Annotated in this window: 28 protein-coding genes; 22 read left to right on the top strand and 6 right to left on the bottom strand. The window is 46.3% G+C overall.

The genetic code is table 11. From position 1 onward, the window contains the following. Positions 1-49: 49 nt before the first annotated feature. The gene (gene comER / locus KJW29_RS12700) at positions 50-889 is read right to left on the bottom strand and encodes a late competence protein ComER (RefSeq protein WP_214630038.1); all 840 of its coding nucleotides are present in this window, start codon (positions 887-889) and stop codon (positions 50-52) included. A gap of 143 nt (positions 890-1,032) precedes the next feature. On the opposite strand from comER, the gene KJW29_RS12695 reads away from it, so the two are divergent. From KJW29_RS12695 to KJW29_RS12680, 4 genes are all read left to right on the top strand, one after another. Beyond that, positions 1,033-1,671: a ComEA family DNA-binding protein gene (locus tag KJW29_RS12695; RefSeq protein ID WP_214630037.1), complete on the top strand. Its 639-nt coding sequence runs from the start codon at positions 1,033-1,035 to the stop codon at positions 1,669-1,671. 57 nt (positions 1,672-1,728) lie between these two features. Further along, complete coding sequence (locus KJW29_RS12690) at positions 1,729-3,021, top strand: homocysteine synthase (RefSeq protein ID WP_214630036.1); 1,293 nt, start codon at positions 1,729-1,731, stop codon at positions 3,019-3,021. Between the two features lie 262 nt (positions 3,022-3,283). Beyond that, positions 3,284-3,820 (top strand): deoxycytidylate deaminase, encoded by a 537-nt coding sequence (locus KJW29_RS12685; RefSeq protein ID WP_214630035.1) that lies wholly within the window; start codon positions 3,284-3,286, stop codon positions 3,818-3,820. 222 nt (positions 3,821-4,042) lie between these two features. Beyond that, positions 4,043-4,495, top strand: a complete 453-nt coding sequence (locus KJW29_RS12680; protein ID WP_214630034.1) for a DUF4131 domain-containing protein — start codon at positions 4,043-4,045, stop codon at positions 4,493-4,495. Positions 4,496-4,504: 9 nt separating this feature from the next. Here the strand turns inward: KJW29_RS12680 and KJW29_RS12675 are convergent, their stop codons facing one another. Together KJW29_RS12675 and KJW29_RS12670 are read right to left on the bottom strand one after the other, a co-directional pair. Then, complete coding sequence (locus KJW29_RS12675) at positions 4,505-5,929, bottom strand: recombinase family protein (protein ID WP_214630033.1); 1,425 nt, start codon at positions 5,927-5,929, stop codon at positions 4,505-4,507. Between the two features lie 218 nt (positions 5,930-6,147). Further along, a complete protein-coding gene (locus KJW29_RS12670) occupies positions 6,148-6,675 on the bottom strand; it encodes a DUF2569 domain-containing protein (RefSeq protein WP_214630032.1) in 528 nt (175 codons plus the stop codon). Positions 6,676-6,753: 78 nt separating this feature from the next. Between KJW29_RS12670 and KJW29_RS12665 the strand changes: the two genes are divergently transcribed. Continuing rightward, the gene (locus tag KJW29_RS12665) at positions 6,754-7,083 is read left to right on the top strand and encodes a LytTR family DNA-binding domain-containing protein (protein ID WP_214630031.1); all 330 of its coding nucleotides are present in this window, start codon (positions 6,754-6,756) and stop codon (positions 7,081-7,083) included. A 192-nt stretch (positions 7,084-7,275) separates the two neighbouring features. Here KJW29_RS12665 and KJW29_RS36760 read toward each other — a convergent pair whose 3' ends face one another. Continuing rightward, entirely contained in the window at positions 7,276-7,482 is a 207-nt protein-coding gene (locus KJW29_RS36760; protein WP_214630030.1) for a helix-turn-helix domain-containing protein, read from the bottom strand. Between the two features lie 186 nt (positions 7,483-7,668). Then, positions 7,669-8,064 carry a helix-turn-helix domain-containing protein gene (locus KJW29_RS12655; protein ID WP_214630029.1) on the bottom strand — a complete coding sequence of 132 codons (396 nt, stop codon included), beginning with the start codon at positions 8,062-8,064 and terminating at the stop codon, positions 7,669-7,671. A gap of 121 nt (positions 8,065-8,185) precedes the next feature. Here KJW29_RS12655 and KJW29_RS12650 point away from each other — a divergent pair, with 121 nt between their 5' ends. From KJW29_RS12650 to KJW29_RS12585, 15 genes are all read left to right on the top strand, one after another. Next, positions 8,186-8,413 carry a helix-turn-helix transcriptional regulator gene (locus KJW29_RS12650; protein WP_281426358.1) on the top strand — a complete coding sequence of 76 codons (228 nt, stop codon included), beginning with the start codon at positions 8,186-8,188 and terminating at the stop codon, positions 8,411-8,413. Between the two features lie 63 nt (positions 8,414-8,476). Then, on the top strand, positions 8,477-9,223 hold the full coding sequence (locus KJW29_RS12645; protein ID WP_214630027.1) for a Rha family transcriptional regulator: 747 nt from the start codon (positions 8,477-8,479) through the stop codon (positions 9,221-9,223). A gap of 13 nt (positions 9,224-9,236) precedes the next feature. Next, positions 9,237-9,383: a hypothetical protein gene (locus tag KJW29_RS12640; protein WP_214630026.1), complete on the top strand. Its 147-nt coding sequence runs from the start codon at positions 9,237-9,239 to the stop codon at positions 9,381-9,383. Positions 9,384-9,645: 262 nt separating this feature from the next. Beyond that, entirely contained in the window at positions 9,646-9,834 is a 189-nt protein-coding gene (locus KJW29_RS12635) for a hypothetical protein (RefSeq protein ID WP_214630025.1), read from the top strand. Positions 9,835-9,921: 87 nt separating this feature from the next. Continuing rightward, positions 9,922-10,272, top strand: coding sequence for a DUF1642 domain-containing protein (locus KJW29_RS12630; protein WP_214630024.1), 351 nt, complete (start codon positions 9,922-9,924; stop codon positions 10,270-10,272). Beyond that, positions 10,269-10,604, top strand: coding sequence for a hypothetical protein (locus KJW29_RS12625; RefSeq protein WP_214630023.1), 336 nt, complete (start codon positions 10,269-10,271; stop codon positions 10,602-10,604). The genes KJW29_RS12630 and KJW29_RS12625 overlap by 4 nt, the downstream gene beginning before the upstream one ends. Next, complete coding sequence (locus KJW29_RS12620) at positions 10,601-10,783, top strand: hypothetical protein (protein WP_214630022.1); 183 nt, start codon at positions 10,601-10,603, stop codon at positions 10,781-10,783. Before KJW29_RS12625 ends, KJW29_RS12620 begins: the two co-directional genes overlap by 4 nt. A 174-nt stretch (positions 10,784-10,957) precedes the next feature. Next, positions 10,958-11,083, top strand: coding sequence for a hypothetical protein (locus tag KJW29_RS36480; RefSeq protein WP_281426357.1), 126 nt, complete (start codon positions 10,958-10,960; stop codon positions 11,081-11,083). A 66-nt stretch (positions 11,084-11,149) separates the two neighbouring features. After that, the gene (locus tag KJW29_RS12615) at positions 11,150-12,025 is read left to right on the top strand and encodes a YqaJ viral recombinase family nuclease (RefSeq protein ID WP_214630021.1); all 876 of its coding nucleotides are present in this window, start codon (positions 11,150-11,152) and stop codon (positions 12,023-12,025) included. Position 12,026: 1 nt separating this feature from the next. Next, entirely contained in the window at positions 12,027-12,809 is a 783-nt protein-coding gene (locus KJW29_RS12610; RefSeq protein ID WP_214630020.1) for a recombinase RecT, read from the top strand. A 447-nt stretch (positions 12,810-13,256) separates the two neighbouring features. Then, on the top strand, positions 13,257-13,466 hold the full coding sequence (locus KJW29_RS12605; RefSeq protein WP_214630019.1) for a hypothetical protein: 210 nt from the start codon (positions 13,257-13,259) through the stop codon (positions 13,464-13,466). 39 nt (positions 13,467-13,505) lie between these two features. Then, positions 13,506-13,976 (top strand): hypothetical protein, encoded by a 471-nt coding sequence (locus KJW29_RS12600; protein ID WP_214630018.1) that lies wholly within the window; start codon positions 13,506-13,508, stop codon positions 13,974-13,976. A gap of 54 nt (positions 13,977-14,030) precedes the next feature. Then, positions 14,031-14,222, top strand: a complete 192-nt coding sequence (locus KJW29_RS12595) for a hypothetical protein (RefSeq protein ID WP_214630017.1) — start codon at positions 14,031-14,033, stop codon at positions 14,220-14,222. A 442-nt stretch (positions 14,223-14,664) separates the two neighbouring features. Next, positions 14,665-15,264 (top strand): hypothetical protein, encoded by a 600-nt coding sequence (locus KJW29_RS12590; protein WP_214630016.1) that lies wholly within the window; start codon positions 14,665-14,667, stop codon positions 15,262-15,264. Between the two features lie 110 nt (positions 15,265-15,374). Further along, on the top strand, positions 15,375-15,638 hold the full coding sequence (locus KJW29_RS12585) for a hypothetical protein (RefSeq protein ID WP_214630015.1): 264 nt from the start codon (positions 15,375-15,377) through the stop codon (positions 15,636-15,638). Between the two features lie 176 nt (positions 15,639-15,814). Here the strand turns inward: KJW29_RS12585 and KJW29_RS12580 are convergent, their stop codons facing one another. Beyond that, positions 15,815-16,021 (bottom strand): helix-turn-helix domain-containing protein, encoded by a 207-nt coding sequence (locus tag KJW29_RS12580; protein WP_214630014.1) that lies wholly within the window; start codon positions 16,019-16,021, stop codon positions 15,815-15,817. A 152-nt stretch (positions 16,022-16,173) separates the two neighbouring features. Between KJW29_RS12580 and KJW29_RS12575 the strand changes: the two genes are divergently transcribed. Both KJW29_RS12575 and KJW29_RS12570 read left to right on the top strand, forming a co-directional pair. After that, positions 16,174-16,332, top strand: a complete 159-nt coding sequence (locus tag KJW29_RS12575; protein WP_214630013.1) for a hypothetical protein — start codon at positions 16,174-16,176, stop codon at positions 16,330-16,332. Positions 16,333-16,335: 3 nt separating this feature from the next. Continuing rightward, complete coding sequence (locus KJW29_RS12570; protein ID WP_214630012.1) at positions 16,336-17,118, top strand: hypothetical protein; 783 nt, start codon at positions 16,336-16,338, stop codon at positions 17,116-17,118.

The following is a 17,118-nucleotide window of genomic DNA, read 5'->3' as shown; positions in this document are numbered from 1 at the left end:
CTGCATAACGCAAACCCGAAGAGGTGAGCGGGCATTAGCTGAAGAACAGCTATTGTCCGTTCACCTCTTCGCCGTAGAACAGGGAGGATACTCGCACCAGATCTTCCTGGTACTTGTTATGAGTCGTTCGAATGACTTGATTAAAGATGCCGTCCGTTTCCCGTTGGAGCAGCTTGAGCGCCTGTGCCGTTATTCCGCCCGGCACGGCGACCCGCTGCTGGACGTCTTCCATCGTTAGGCCGCTTTCCGTCAACAAAAGTCCGGTGCCAAGCAGCATGTTGGCGGCTACCTGCTGCGCGGCGGAGCGGGGTATGCCCGTCTCTTCTACGGCCGCATCCACGAATTGCTGCAAGAGAAATGCGATAAATGCGGGGCCGCAGCTCGACAGGTCCGAGACGATCCGCGTATATTGCTCATCGATGCGAAGCGGCTCGCTGATATGCGCGAATAGAGTTTCCAATCGTTTTCGGTCCTGTTCCTCCATTCGGCTTCCATAGATACAGAGCGATGCTCCGCTCCAGACGAGATTGGTTATGCTGGGGATGATTTTTGCTATTTTGCAGTCCAGCTCTCCTTCCAGATGAGAGACGAGGACGGGGCTTGTAATCGAGATAACGGTCTGATGCGGCAGCAGTACGGGCTTAATATCCTCCACGACATAAATGAACTCATGCGGCTTTACGCACAAAAAGACATAATCGGATCCACATGCAGCATCGGCGTTAGTGTTGACGGCTCTCATGCCGGGATATCGTTCGGCCAGCGCTTTCGCTTTCGCGTAGGTGCGATTGCTGACGGTAATATCGTTCGGCGCCAAAGCGCCCGACGAAATGAAAGATTCGATCAGCAAGCTGCCCATGGAGCCCGTACCGATAAATCCAACGTTCATGCTTAGCCCTCCTATACCGGCGATTCCAAATATCATGCTCTTACAATGTATTCAGAGAGACTTGTTTGTTATGTCAATAAGATAAATTGAATTCTAAATGCTGGTTGGATGATTTATTAAAAAGGGCGGAGGTGCAAACCCGATTGACTGGATTTTTGCGAAACGGAAGGACGATATTCGTTGCGGCATGCTTGTTGGGTGCCGGCTTGCTGTCAGCGGCGGCACTGCTCGGCGAGTCTTCGCGAGCGGAGGAGAAGTGGATACCCATGAACGAAATGATGGAGTCATCGCTCTCGGGAATGGGGGACGAGCACGGAGCGGGAGTGACCGCCAATAACGAAAAGAATCCGGCTGAACAAGGCGGTAAGGATGGCGATGCGGTATCGGGCGGTTCAAACGGAATTGCAGAAGCTCCGGGAGCTGAAAAGAAAGGAAACGATAATAACGGAGATTCTGTTAGCGAAGCTGAAGGAGCAGCCGACACAGGCGGTTCCTCTTCGGAGGCGTCTGCGGGAGAAGTAAAGAGCGGTGTCGGCGGGGCAACCAATGCTGGTACGCTTGGACAATCGGCATTTGCATCCGACGGCAGACTCGATATTAACAGGGCGGATGCCGGGCAACTGGACGGGTTAAAAGGGATTGGACCTTCCAAAGCTCAGGCGATCGTGGATGACCGGGAACAGAACGGTCCGTTCCGCAGCGTGGACGACTTGCTCCGCGTGAAAGGCATCGGCGAGAAACTTTTGGCTTCTATCAAAGAAAGCGTTGTCGCATTACCGTGAATATGAGAGAATGGATAGGATATCCTGCATTTACATGTCAACAAGGAGGAGTAAGGAATGTCTAAGGAAAACCAGCTTTCGCTAGACACGATTGCCGTACACGGGGGACAAGCCATTGATCCGACAACGATGTCCCGCGCCGTACCTATCTATCAAACAACTTCATACGGATTCCGGGATACCGACCATGCGGCGAACCTGTTCTCGTTGCAAGAATTTGGCAACATCTATACTCGAATCATGAACCCGACATCGGATGTATTCGAAAAGCGGGTGGCAGAGCTTGAGGGAGGAGCAGCAGCGCTTGCCGTTGCATCCGGTCAAGCCGCCATTACGTATTCGATTCTTAATATCGCAGGAGCGGGCGATGAAATCGTATCCGCGACCAGCTTGTACGGGGGTACATACAATTTGTTCTCCACAACGCTCCCCAAGCTGGGCGTGACGGTGAAGTTCGTCGACCCCTCGAATCCGGAAAATTTCAGAGCGGCAATTACGGAACGCACAAAAGCCGTTTTCGTCGAAACCATCGGCAACCCCAAAGGCGACATTATCGATTTGGAGGCGGTAGCTGCCATCTCGCATGAGAACGGGCTTCCGCTCATCGTGGACAATACGTTTCCGAGTCCATACCTGTGCCGTCCAATCGAATATGGAGCAGACATCGTCGTACACTCCGCGACCAAATTTATCGGTGGACACGGCACGTCGATCGGCGGCGTTATCGTAGACGGCGGCAAGTTCGACTGGAAGGGCAGCGGACGCTTCCCGGGTCTGACGGAACCGGATCCTAGCTACCATGGCGTTGTATACACGGATGCGGTTGGTCCTATCGCTTACATTATCAAGGCACGCGTTCAGTTGCTCCGCGATATGGGCGCGGCTTTGTCGCCTTTCAACTCCTTCTTGCTGCTGCAAGGACTCGAGACGCTGCATTTGCGGATGGAGCGTCACAGCTCCAATGCTCAGGCGGTTGCAGAATTCCTCGAAGCCCACGAAGCAATCGAATGGGTGAACTATCCGGGCTTGCCAAGCCATCCATCCTACGACCTGGCGCAGAAATATTTGCCTAACGGTCAAGGCGCTATTCTTACTTTCGGCATCAAGGGCGGTATTGATGCAGGCAAGAAGATCATCAACTCCGTCAAGCTGTTCTCGCATCTGGCGAATGTCGGCGACTCCAAGTCGCTTATTATCCACCCTGCCAGCACGACGCATCAACAGCTGTCGCCGGAGGAGCAAGCTGGAGCGGGCGTCGCTCCGGGCATGATCCGCCTGTCGATCGGTACGGAGGGCATCGCAGATATTCTCGCCGACCTGAAGCAAGCCATCGAGGCGAGTCAGGCTTAAAGATAGGCCTTTCACCAGAGAGGCAAAAAAAGGGCCGGCTCACGAACGTGAGCCGGTTTCTTTTTGAATAAACGCCAACCGATCTATCTTGAAATTTTCGCAAGTTTATGTTTTATTTTAAGTGCGTGATCAAAAAGATGGTTATCCGTACATTGGCGTATTATCAGGAAATATTCGTAATAAGGCGCTTTCCATGTCAACCTGAGAAAAGAATTGGCGGAATGCCCAGGATGCGGCAACGAAAGAGAAGGAGAGTAACGACATGAGTAATCCGGCTTCCAACAAGGACGCGATCCGGAAGGATTGGGACACCTATTTCATGGATATTGCTTATATGGTTTCGACGAGGTCGCGTTGTCCAAGAAGGCATGTTGGCGCGGTTCTCGTACAAGGCAAAAAGTTGCTTGGCACGGCCTATAACGGTGCGCCGATGGGCGTGCACGACTGTCTCGAGGCTGGCTGTATGATTGCCGAAGAAATTGAAGTGAAAACGGTGGATGGAGTCGAGCAAGTCTTTCGGAAACAGAGATGTATCCGCACGATTCATGCCGAACAAAATCTGCTGTTGTTCACTGACCGGGCGAATCGGGAAGGCTCCACCGTCTATGTAACGGACCAGCCTTGCTGGACCTGCGCCAATATGCTGGCGAACAGCGGCGTAGTGGAAGTCGTCTATCATCGCGGTTATCCAAAGGATAGCGACAAGGTGTACGAGCTGATGGAGCAGAAGGGGATTGTATTTAGACAAATCGGTCCTTACTCCGCACCGGAACAGGCAGAGATGACCGTAACCTCTTAAATATTTTAATACCCGGAGGAAGAACCTCCAGTTACATGCGCGATGCATGTGGCTGGAGGTTTTTTTGCGTTTGCGGCAAGGGGAAGGGCAATTGGCAGACTGTTGTAGTTTACATTTATGGTTCGCTCGGCGGCATGGGAGCATGGTGGACTAAGGAAGCAGCGGAGATAAAGCTACATTGTCTGGCGCTTTAACATGGTAAGGAATGGGGATGAGGCGTAGATGTTGAGAATGATGAATCGAAGGCCGCTCGTCTGGTTCGCGGCCTCATGGGTTGCCGGCAGCGCCGCGGCTGCGGGACTCGGACTCCGCGGCGCGCTGCTTGCAGCCGGAGCGGCCTTGCTGCTCGCCGCGGCTTCCCTCGCCGGCAGGCTGGCGACGGCAACGCTCGCGGCGCTTTGCCTGCTGGCGTTCTGCCTGGCGGCGGGACAGCGGCTATGGGCGGACGAGCGCAATGCGACGTCGCTGGTGCCGCTGCTTGCCGCCGCCGAGGCGTCCGGGCCGGGAGCCGCGTTCGGTGCCGAGGCGAGCGGCACGATCGTTAGCGCGGTCGAGGTCGACGGCGACCGCGCGATGTTCCGCATGAAGGCGGACGCCGTCCATGCGGGAGGGACAGCGCAGCCGCTAAAGGGCGGCGGCGAGCTGCTGCTCGTGCAGCTCCGCGTAAAGGGGTAAAACGCCACATTAATCAGCCAACTTGAAACCAATAATCGACCAAATGTTTTCTTCTTTCTTAATTACAATAGCGTCAAACAATCTCTGTACGATAATTTTTCGTTCCCCGTGCGTTAAATCATCCCAAGTGTTCCTCAACTCATTTAGTAGTTTAGTCACGTCACCCTTTGTCCTGTTCGTGTTCGGCACAAGTTTATCCAGCTTGTCCAACTCAGACTTCCATTTCTCAATTTTCTCGTTTTCCTCCGACATCAATTCGAGAAACATTTCATACTCCAACTTACCGCTGCCCATTGCACGAGTGTAATTCTTCTTCTTGACCGATGAATCCTCAATCAACTTTTTCATACGCTTAATTTCTTTAGTAACGTCTTTTCCATCAAGGTTGGTCTGTGGATCGTTTGTGGAGAATTCAAATTGATCTAAGAAATTACGAAACAAAACGTAAAGTTTAGGCTCAGAAATGGTGGACCCGGGACATTCTTTCTTCTTCGTATTGGATCGACATCTGTAATACCTCGAAATCCCACCTCGGTTAGTGGGCCGCTGCTGACCGTAGTAGTTACTACCGCACTCTCCGCATTTCAGAATAGTAGCAAAAGGGAAATCGTAACTTGAGAACGTCATCTTCTTATCTCGTTTTCTCTGCGCTATGTGCTGAACCTCATCAAATAAACTCTCCGAAACAATACCTTCATGCATATCTCGGACAATGATATCTTCTTCAGACCCTTTTACTTTCATGCGGTTTGCTCCGTAATAAGTAGGGCTCGTAAGTATATTGAGGACAACGTTATCCCCCCATATGACACGACCGTTCTTTGTCATAATCATATCTTCTGTCAGGATATTTGCGATTCTGTTTATGCCATTTCCCTCTAGGTACAGTTGATAGATGCGCTTTACAACTTCGGATTCCTCCTCATTAACCTCAAGAGATAGATCCTGCCGAAGGTTGTACCCATAAGGCACGCTAGCGTTCGGTCTTAGCCCTTTACGAGCTCTAGCCTTCATACCTAACATAACCCTCTCTGCAATCTTCTCACGCTCGTTCTGAGCGATGCTGAGGCGAATGGTGAACATCATATACCCGTCAGGCGTAGAAGTGTCTATATCCTCATTTACGGATGCGAAATCCACTCCGTTTGGCTTAAACTCATTTTTCACCATATTTAGTCCGTCTATTGTATCGCGAGTGAGACGGTCAAGCCGCCATATGACGATCATTCCGAATTTCTTCTGTTTGAGATCAGCTAACATTTGCTGGAGCTGAGGTCGGTTCGTATTCTTTGCTGAAAACCCATTATCCGTGTATACCGTGTACAATTCATAACCTTCACGTTCAATCCACGCTTGGCAAGATTCAACCTGAGCTTCTAGTGAAAATTCAGACTGTTCGGCTTTACTGATTCTGGAATAGATGACGGCTTTCATATGTACCTCCTTAATTACGCTAGTAAATTCATTATGAATGCAGTGGTGGAAATAGAAAAGCCCCCAATGGATGGGAGCTGTAGAGAAATCATGATTAATTAAACAACAATCTGACAACTAGATATGCCGCAATGAAACTTATTACACCTACTATGTATCCCAAAACCTTTTTCATCTGATTGCTCACCTCAAATTTAAAAAATATTTATTTTTGTTGCTCATCTAATAAAAGTGTTCTTAACCCTTTTTGAAACGATCATGTATGGTATCCATACAGATGCATAAATTATTGCTTGAACTACAGGTGTAATTATTTCTTCAGGGTAATATATAGGATCTTGATAGTAATCATTCAAAGTAATCATTAAAAAGAACTCAACTACAATCAACACCAACATAAAGGAGACGTATGCAATACTTGCATGTTTAAAAAATCTGCTCATTCTTAAACATAATATTGCCATGGCAACAATAAACAGGATTGCAATTATATTACCCGCAATCTCTAGTGTGATAAATGGCTTCCACAGACTTATATAATATTCGCTGTTCGGGTTTATGATCGAAAGATACTCTTCGGTTCCGACCAAAAGATAATGCTTATATAATATGTTTGCACAACGGTAAAGATTATACGCCATACCTATTGCAAAAACTATTAACCAACCGCCAAAACCAACCAAATTATCTGTCTGTGGTTCTGGTTCTGTTTTTGTTTCTTTTACGTTAAACTCCCCTAAATTCATTTCACACTCTCCCATATTTGGTTATATGTATGTTATCGGCACCACAATGGACATAATTTACAGAAAAGGAGTGATATCATGTCTATGCCGGTATTTGACGAAAATAATGAGGTGGTTGAGATAGATACAGCGGAAATTTTCTGCATTTTTAAGGATGAAGCACGTCGAATTATGGTTAAAATAGAATGTGGTGATTATTACTTTCCGACGACGATTGAACAAATCAACACGATTATGGAGAAGTACGGATTTTACCAGATCGACAAGAACCACGTGATAAACGTTAAACAGGTCAAGGCTTTTAAAAGAGGTGAAGTTTATATCGACGGTGTGCATTACTATGTTGCAACACGTCGCCAGAAGGGGTTAAAGGAATTATTGCAGCGTTCACGTAACACAAACGCTTAAATCCTTCGACATCAATCGACAGACAAATGAGTAAATACTCATTATTATTAATTTATCGGTAAAAACAGACACAAAGCATCATTCACAACTAGAGTGTTATGCCGTACAATGTCGGTGTAACCGCTTTATTTAATCGGTCGGTAAGTAAGGATACTTACCCAATCCCGAGAGTAGAAACATCTACTCCGCTGCCTATTTCCAGACATACAAATCGTCAATGACAACTCCTAGCACTCGGGCAATCTTACGCGCAATTACGATTCCCATCATGTTCCTCATAGTGATGTATCCGTTTAATTGCTGCTTTGTAATGCCTACCTGGTCAGCCAACCATTGCTTGGATGCTCTGCGACGATCAAGATGTTCTGAAATACGGCAGCTTATGGGATTGACCTCCATAAGGCTACCTCATTATTATTTTTTTATTCAAAACACGAACACATGTTCCTTTAACTCTGTTGTCATGCTATCATGAAGTACAAGAATCTTGTACTTAAAAGGGAGTCGTGCTAATGGATGAGAGAATAAACAGATTGAGTAAAGAATTATTGATTTTTGATAATATTCAAGATACTCAAGAAGGACTTATTTCTTTTCTGACTCTTGTTTTGCGAGAGAAAGCAATAGTTCTCGGATCGTCGCATTCGCAACCGGATTCTCACGAAGATTGACGCCGTATTTTGATTGTGCCTCTTTAATTGCCATATCATATGAACTCTCAGAAAGTACAAGTTCCTCCGAACCATTCCCTTCAATATATCCAGCAACCTTCATTAATGTCTCAAAATCATAATTATAAGCTTCTGATAATCTCTTCAAGCTTTCTGGCGAGGGATTAATAGGGGCTTTTGTTTTGGGATGTTTTCCATTCTCTAATGAACTAATATAAGAATGACTTAATCCACTTCGTTCTGATGCCTCGCGTAGTGTATACTTCCTCCTCCCTCTCAATTCTCTTAGAAACCTACTGATTTCAAACAAATATAACCACCTTCATTCTAAATGTTCTACATGTCATACACTATTGTAGTACAAAAAAGTTCAATATAAATCAATTAAAATAGTATTACCTTGTTGACACGTTGTACTATTTGTAGTACATTTGTCTTGTACAACAAATAGTACAAGAAAGGAGAAAGGAAGTATGAAAAACAACTTAGCCTTCATGATGAAATCAAGAAAAATTGGAATTTCTGTATTAGCTAGGGAAATAAACGTTTCCCGTGGGACGATCTACAGAATTCTTGATGGTGGTAATCCTTCTGCTGAAGTGATGGCTAAACTATCTCGTTATTTTGACCGTCCAATTGGCGATTTATTTTGCGCCTGAGTACTACAAATAGTACAAGAATAGTTTATACCATTAACTATATTTATGAAAGGTGGATTACAAATGAAGTTAGTTTTTATCAACAACAATCGTCCGGTTACTGACAGTCTTACTGTGGCAGAAGTTTTTGGTAAGGATCACAAAAATGTTTTGCGAGACATAGAAATTCTTGATTGCAGCGAAGAATTCTCACGGCTCAATTTTGAGCAGTCAACTTACATCAACGATAGAGGCCGCGAATACCCAAAAGTAAACATGACACAAGACGGCTTCACCTTCCTTGCCTTCGGCTACACCGGACGCGAAGCAGCTCGTTTCAAAGAAATGTACATCGGCGAATTCAACCGGATGCGGGACGAGTTACTACAGCCTCAATTCCAAATACCACAAACTTTTACCGAAGCACTCCGGTTGTCGTTGGAACTAGCCGAGAAGAACGAGACGCTTCAATTAGAGAATGAGGAGCTTCGCTCTCAAACTCGGTACGTCGACCAAATCCTTTCATCTAAAGGAACTGTCACAATAACTCAAATCGCAAAGGACTACGGCCTGACCGGACAAGCTCTGAACAAGATTCTTCACGAAGAGAAGATCCAATACAGCGTTGGCGGTCAATGGCTCCTTTATCAGAAGCACCAGGACAAAGGATATACGAAATCGCAAACCATTGACGTTCATCACACGGACGGATCGATCACCTACCGGATGAATACAAAGTGGACGCAAAAGGGCCGGCTGTTCATTCACGAAGCATTAACGAAGATAGGTATCGTGCCTTACATGGATCGCGAACACAACAAAGAAGCATAAGGAGGCTCCACCCATGAACCTACCAGAAAAACTCCGCAATATGGGAATACAGTCCGTCCCGGCAAAAGGCGAAAAAGTAAACGTGCTCTTATCCGATCATAAAATCACCGCATTGGCAGACGTATTGTTACCGCAAGGCAAGGGGCATAAAGGCGCATGACATCACCTTATAAGGAGGCCCACCCATGACTATCAACTTTCCCGAAGTAAAGACCCAGCCCACTCCAGGCATGATGAAACGGCTACACCAGCTTGCCTATGAACAGAGCGTTAAGAGAGCTGGGAAAGATGCTATAGGCGCATGATAACGGAACTCGACATCTACAATAACAATCGTTACGTCGACGCCCAGCAACGAAAGAACCAATCCAAGGCGATTGAGTGGGAGATGCACCGAATGTCAACGGAAAGGGTGAGAGAGCTTGAAAGAGTCAGCGAAGCGAGATCCATTATTGAAGCACGTAGCCAAGGAACTATCTGATTACGCTCAGCACAAGAAGGACGGCACGTTAAACGAATACCGTGAGGAAAGCTTCGAATATGTGATGGAGCTACTGTCGGGAATGTATAAACGAGCTACTTTTGAGGAGGAGAAGGAACATGCAGCATAACAAAATCCATCCAGCTGGTCCCGTACAACCTTACCCAAGGACACCTAATCAAGGAAGCACATACGGAAGCAAAGGAGGCGTGAGGATTTGGAGAAGGTAAAGTTGCCGCGTGAAGTAGCTGAGGCTATTGAAAGCATCAGAGAAGCTGGGATGACGGATTTCACCATATTAGGTGAAGCATACAAAGGCAATAAAGATTATCCATACAGCGTCATAACGAATTACATCAGACAAAATACAATGGCGTTCGATGATGAGGAGAAAAAAGGTTTCACAATCATCATGAAAGCACTTGTCATCGGATACGAAGTAGAGCATATTCCAACGCCCCGCGAGAAAGTGCAGAAACTTCTACAGACATACTATGGATACCACCCAAATGATGAAACGATGTCGGAAATTGAATCTCTATACAACATCAATGAGGTGAGTGAATGAACTGGCAACCGCTATTAGTCCAAGTCGAGGACATGATGGACTCATCCCTCGTAACGCTACAAGAGTTCAAAGAGATCATTGCGGAGGAACGCTGGTTCGAAAATCCGGTATGGTCCAACGAATCATGGTGGTTCGGTGAGAAGTCCCGCAAGAGCTACCAAACGTTCCCGCAGATGCACGATTACATGCGCGATTGGATGGGGATGGGCAAAGAGGCGCTGTTCCTGATGGACGCTCTGCGCTATCAAATATCCCGCACAGTGGACGAGCTTATCGCAAATGACCAATCCGAGGAAGTCAACGAAATGGTAGAGGAGGATGTTGCGGCATGAGAAAGCACCGGATGGATCTTAAAAAGCTCAGTCATCAAATGGTCGTTTCCGGCTTGGTAGGCATGATTGAAGATGATGGCATGACTCTCCATGAGGCGTTCGAGGTGTTGGAGGATATCAAGAGCCAAACGTTTCCTGCATTGGCTGAGATAGCGCGTGAAAGGAAGGGGACGGCCTAATGTACACAGTTAGCTCTTGCTGCCTCCGATCCATCGAACCAGGCTGGCGAGAAGAATATCCGCTCAACGATGGTTACCCGATTCGGTACCAAGTAGAGGTATGCGGCTGTTGCGGTAAAGAGGTAGAGGATACGGTATCCGTGTTTGAGTGCTGCGGATTAGAGAGGTGTGTATGTGAGGATCAGGGAAGAGAAGACGTTCCAAGCGTTGTACAAGCTGGCTGATCATCCTACGGCAAGGAAGGTGTATCTCAAACACTACGCCGCATGGGTTAAGCAGGGACGAAAAAAGGCGCAGTAGGATGCGCCTGTTGGGTGAAGAAAATAGGTTATGCCAATAGGATACACCAAAAGGAGCTGAACGGCAATGCAAGCTTTGAGATTGGTTAATACGGAAGACCTCATACATGACGAATGGCTGGAATATCGCAAACAAGGTATCGGGGGGAGTGACGTAGCGGCAATTGTGGGACTTAGCCGGTTCAAGTCTGCTTACTCCGTTTACCTCGACAAAATTGGGGAACTTCCACCGCTTGAAGATAACCCGAAAATGAAGGCTGGTCGTGTGCTGGAGCCGGTTATCGCGGATTGGTTTACGGAAGAAACGGGAATCCGAACGCAAGAGCAAAAGTTTATATTCCAGCATCCTGAACATAAATTTATGCTTGCCAATATCGACCGCTGGATTCCTGGAGAAAACGCCGGTCTGGAGATCAAAAACACGTCCGAATACTGCCGTGACGATTGGTTTGAAGGGAATACGGAGATTATTCCAACTGAGTACCAGCTCCAAGCAAACCACTATATGGCGGTATTGAACGCGGAGAAGTGGTATGTGGCTGTTTTGATTGGTGGATGGGATTTCCAATGGCGAATTATCGAGCGTGATGAATCGCTAATCAAGAACCTTATTTTGATCGAGCAGGATTTCTGGGAAAGTCACGTACAAATGCGTGTTCCTCCCTCTGTTGGATCGAAAGATACGGACCTTATAAACAACACATACCCTTACAGCCGTCCAGAATCAACGGAGATCAGCGAAGCCTACTATGACCATGTAAAGAGACTGTTAGACACCAAGGTCGCTTACAACGCATCTAAGGAAGCCTACGAAGACGCGAAGAACAAAATCAAAATGCTGATGGGAGACAACGAACTAGCCTACTGGCAAGGCGAGAAGTTCTGCTCCTGGAAGTCGAATAGGGCCGGTAATCGAGTATTTAAAATCATTGGAGGTATTTGAGATGACTGAAAAAACAGTAACGAGCCAATCCAATCTATCAGCGGCGCTTGCGAATAAAGCAGCTGCCGGAACAGAAGTAGGCGTTACGGTGAAATCTTTGCTCGACTCACCTGGCGTTAAAAAGCGATTTGAAGAGGTTTTGAAGAACCGCGCGCCTCAGTATATGACAAGCATTATTAACCTCTACAATTCCGAAAACAGCCTAAAAAACTGTGACCCTATGAGTGTTGTTGCTTCGGCAATGGTTGCAGCATCTCTCGACCTTCCGGTTGATAAGAACCTTGGATATGCATGGGTTGTACCGTACAAGAACCGCGCATCCTTCCAACTTGGGTACAAGGGATACATTCAATTGGCGCTCCGGACAGGTCAATACCGTTTTATCAATGCCGTTCAAGTATACGAAGGTGAGTTGGTTAAGTGGGATCGTTTGACAGAAGAATTGCAGCTCGACGAATCCAAACGCACTTCTGACAAAATTGTTGGTTACTGCGGGTACTTTGAGCTTCTGAACGGATTTAAAAAGACTGTCTACTGGACGAAAGAGCAAATTGAGATTCACAAAAAGCGATTCTCCAAAAGCGATTTCGGATGGAATAAAGATTGGGATGCCATGGCACTCAAAACGGTTATTCGGAACATGCTTTCCAAATGGGGAATCCTGTCGGTTGAAATGCAGACGGCTTACTCGAAAGACCTGGAGACGAAGGTCGAGTATGGACAGGAAGACGAGGATGGCGTAATTGAAGCAGATTTCAGCATCATTTACGACGAGCACGAGTAGGAGGTCTACCATGGACTTATCCCAACAGCCAGTCTATAGCGTTCCTAAGCCCTCACACGGGCGCAACAGACCCACAGCGCGACAGAGAGGGGCAATATCCACCAAAGTACGGCGAGAGCTTAGGGAGCGAAGTGGGGGCATATGCGAGCTTTGCAAAAACAACTTGGCAACTGAAGCAGGGCATACCCTCCGGCGATGGAGGATCGAGGAAAGAACGACTGTTCAGGACGTGTGTCACTTATGCAATGCCTGTCATACGAAATGTGACACAACCCGAGACGGACGCAAGTTTCTGGAGCAGTTTCGCAACATCCAATATGCCAAATTAAAGTACGGCGATGATTGGGCAGAAGGTCTGATGATCGATCAAGCTGTAAATGTTCATTCTCCTGCTGTAGGAGACTAATAAACTATTGATCCACAGAACGAAGAGGAGGAAAAAAGAAAATGGGCGTACACTCTAATATTGGCTATGATAGATTCCCGAAACAAGGGCATCTCGCAGGAAAAGGAGTCAAAGTGTGTTTTGATTATGACACCAGTAAAATCATCAAGGGAACCGTCATCCGCGACGACGCGGAGGAGCCTGGATTAATGTTGATTCTTTTGTCTGATGGCCGCGTCGTGAAGTCAACAGAATGCCAATATAGCTACTGAACAGTCGATCCATATTGTTCAGGAGGAGGAGGCTACCCTTTGAAAGCTACATGCAAAGATTTGGGGATATGCGAAGAAGACGATTGTCTTCATTGTAACGGTGAACCAAATATTTCGGTTTATGAAGTCGGTGAGCCTGTCGGGATCGCATGGGAGCCGCACAATCGCGAGTTTCAGATTTACGACATTCGAGAGATTCGTTACAAAATATCAGGGGAGACGACGGTGGAGTACCAGCTTGCGAGAATCGGAAAGACTCAATACCGTACTGACTGGCTAACCCCTGACAAGCTATTCCGGTTAAATACAAGCAAATTCGCTTGTCATTGTACGGTGCATTTGTATGATGGCATATCGACTTTAGTGTCAAGGCCAACAATCGTTGTTGAAGCCGAAAACGCCAAAGAAGCCATGAACAAAGTGAAAAAAGATTTGGAAGAACAGTATGCAAAGAGAACGGATTGCGGTTTAAGTAGCGTTACCTTTGCGCTCATAAACAAGATTGATTGATGTATAGTTCGACGATTACTGGCAATCGATCCATATAACGAAGGAGTGAAGACGTTGAAAAAATACAGAGTTATTCAGTTTGTAACAGGCATTCACCGCATCCATCACATTTGGTATTCATATGGTTGGAAAGTGCCGTTTCTGCCATTCGCATACTTTCCTGCTGGTTCGTTTGAGCGGCGCAAGGGATGGAAGAAAATCAGCCGTAAATGCTACCACAATTGCACGGTAACCGGCCGCTATTAATTCGCAGTCCGACGATATCGATCCATATTGTGAAGGAAGGTGAGAGTGAATGCTAGCAAAGCTTCAAATGTGGCTATATAGCAAGGGTGCTGATAAAAAACATTTTATGTATGAACGTTTTGGGAATTTTGTTCAAGATATCAGGGCAATGTTTAATGCATAGTTCGACGATATGACGAATCAGGCCGAAGGGCGCCGGGACGACCGAATCGTCTCAGCGCCAGCGGATTCCGTAGGAGGGGTTTAGATGACAAGGTATCAACAGGGTTTGGCGGTGATGGGGATATGACATTCAAGGCTCATCATGTTTCAGGGGCCGAGTACACGATATATGGCGTTCAGTATTTATGGGACGCTACAAGATTTCTTATCTTTCATGAGGGAGCGCAAGATTTTCAGTGGTGGGAAGCATCGAATTTTAAGCCGGCGAGGGAGGAAGAACATGGACAACCAAAGGGATAAACAATATGTTCCTACGCCAGAAGGTAAGTATCCTCGCGCCGAATTGGAAGGCGTACCAACCTATATGGGCAGGGATAAACGGTTAGAGGAGATGCGTCGAACAACAGACGTGCTTCTCCACCTGCCGGGGAATACAGTGGCATTTTCAATTGAGCAGGTTGAATGGCTACTAGAGGAAATAGACCGACTACGTAAAACGAAGAACAATCTTCGGATATGCCAAGACTGCGGATTTGGATTTGACGCATGCCACACTGACGATACGCCAGCAGGAGGATATAGTTGTCAGCTTTGTGAGGCGACCAAATTAAGCAATGAAATAGAACGCCTACAGCAAGAAGTGACGCATGCTAAAACAAACCGTGAAAATGCAATCAGTACATCAAAAGCGTTGCATAAGGATAATACTCATCTGCTAGGCGTGGTATCCCAACTAAAAGAGGAAAGGGATCGCCTCCAGGTAGAGAGGGATAAAGCGGTGGCAGAACTGAAAAGGTTCGCTAACCGTGATCCGTACGCCACTGGAAGTAGTGCTAAACGTGTCCTCTTAGAACTAGGAGAATCCCATGAGACTACTTAGAAATATTGATGCTTGGATATGGTGGACCTTATACGGCCGCCACTCCGTTAAGCATATGCGGTCGACTCGAAGGCGCTAACGCGCAAAACCAACACAAAGGAGATCATACGATGAAAAAAACAAATAAACAACCAAAGTTCGGAAGCTTTGCTGCACATCAACCAAACTATGATGCATTTCAAAGATTAGGAGTAGGAAGCGATTTCGTATACCAGTCACTCTCTCATATGGGAGACGCAAAACATAAAATGTCATGGGCTGCAACTGTTATTGAAGACGCGGACATGCCAAAAGAAATAAAACAAAAGATTGTCGAAATTACACAAGAAATTGGCGATTTGCAAGAACAACTTCGCCCCTATAAGACCAAATAACAAGGAGGACATACGATGAAGATTTATCACAAACTTATGATAGATCACGACGCACCCTTAGAACATTGGCCTGTCTTTGCTGATGTCGAGTGCTTGGAATGCGGAAAAGTGCAATCTTTAGCAAACTATCGCAGCAATCATAGCAGTTGCGTTAAATGTGGTTCAAAGATTGAAGTTTAATCCGGCACCCACTCAAGAAGTTCGCCTATCGGGCAGTTGAAGTAGGAGCAGAGGGCGTTGAGAGTGTCATACTCGATGCCCTTCCCTTCTCCATCATAGAGTTTAGTGAGAGTCTTCCTGGTCACGCCAGTGGCTCTCTCTAACTCTGAGAAGTTTTTCACCTTATGTTTACCCATCATTTCTGATAGCTTTACTCGAATCATAGTTACCTCACTGATTGATAGATTTCTTTTATCATAATCAAAATTAGGACAAAATAAACCAATCGAGAATAAAATGCGTAATACTATACACATATTGAGTAATGTGGTACCATGTTACTAAGGTTGAAATGAACCAAATGGAGGTGCAGGAAATGGACAACACGCAATTTAAAGTGCGCATACCGCGAGAGCTTCATAAGGATCTCAAAGTGTACTGCGCCAAAAACGACATTACTATGCAAGAGTTCGCTATCCGAGCTGTGCAAGAGGAAATTAAGCGGCAAAACGACACATATAGCAAGGCGGTGTGATATGTGGCTGAGAAACGGATGATAAGCAAGGTTATCAGCATATCTAAAAAATTCAACTTACAGCTAACTGACCACTTTTCCCGGCTCTTATACTTGCTACTCATTCCACACTCTGATGACTTTGGAAGGTTGACAGGAGATCCATTTAAGGTGAAGGGTCTAATCCTTCCCATGATGAAAGAGGTCGATGAGGAAGATGTCGAAAAAACTCTAGGAAATCTACACAAAGCTGGACTTATAAACTGGTATGAATCGAACGGTGAAAAGTACGTTCAGATCATTAATTTCGACGATCATCAGCAAGGATTGCATAAAAGAACCCGCAGTAAATTCCCTGAACCTCCTGAACTTTCCCGGAACTTCCCGGAAATTCCCTCTGAACAGAACAGAACTGAACTGAAGGGAACAGAAGAGAAGGGAACAGAACAGAACCCTGTGTGTGATCCAAATTTCGTTCTTAATTTATTAAATCGGTATCGAGTTGAATACAGCGGAGTGTTCAGTATTGAGCAAGTTGAATCTTACCTGCCAATGATGGACTCGGAAGTTCTTGAGCATTGCATAAAACTTTCTGAAGGCAAGCACACCTCTTACGCAGTCAAAATACTGGATCGTCACATCAAAGAGGGAAAGACGAAGAAAGAAAGTATTCGCCACCTCCATCCAGTTCCCAACACGAAGAACGATCATGGGGAGAGCGAAGCTAGAACTGCTGCCAGAATAGCGGATAGTTACACGCCGGAGTATGGGAAGTACGAACCAACGGCTGATTTAGGAGTGAAGTGA

Source organism: Paenibacillus agaridevorans (genome assembly GCF_018604145.1).
Classification (GTDB): Bacteria; Bacillota; Bacilli; order Paenibacillales; family Paenibacillaceae; genus Pristimantibacillus; species Pristimantibacillus agaridevorans.
This window is presented reverse-complemented; position numbering and strand designations above follow the sequence as displayed.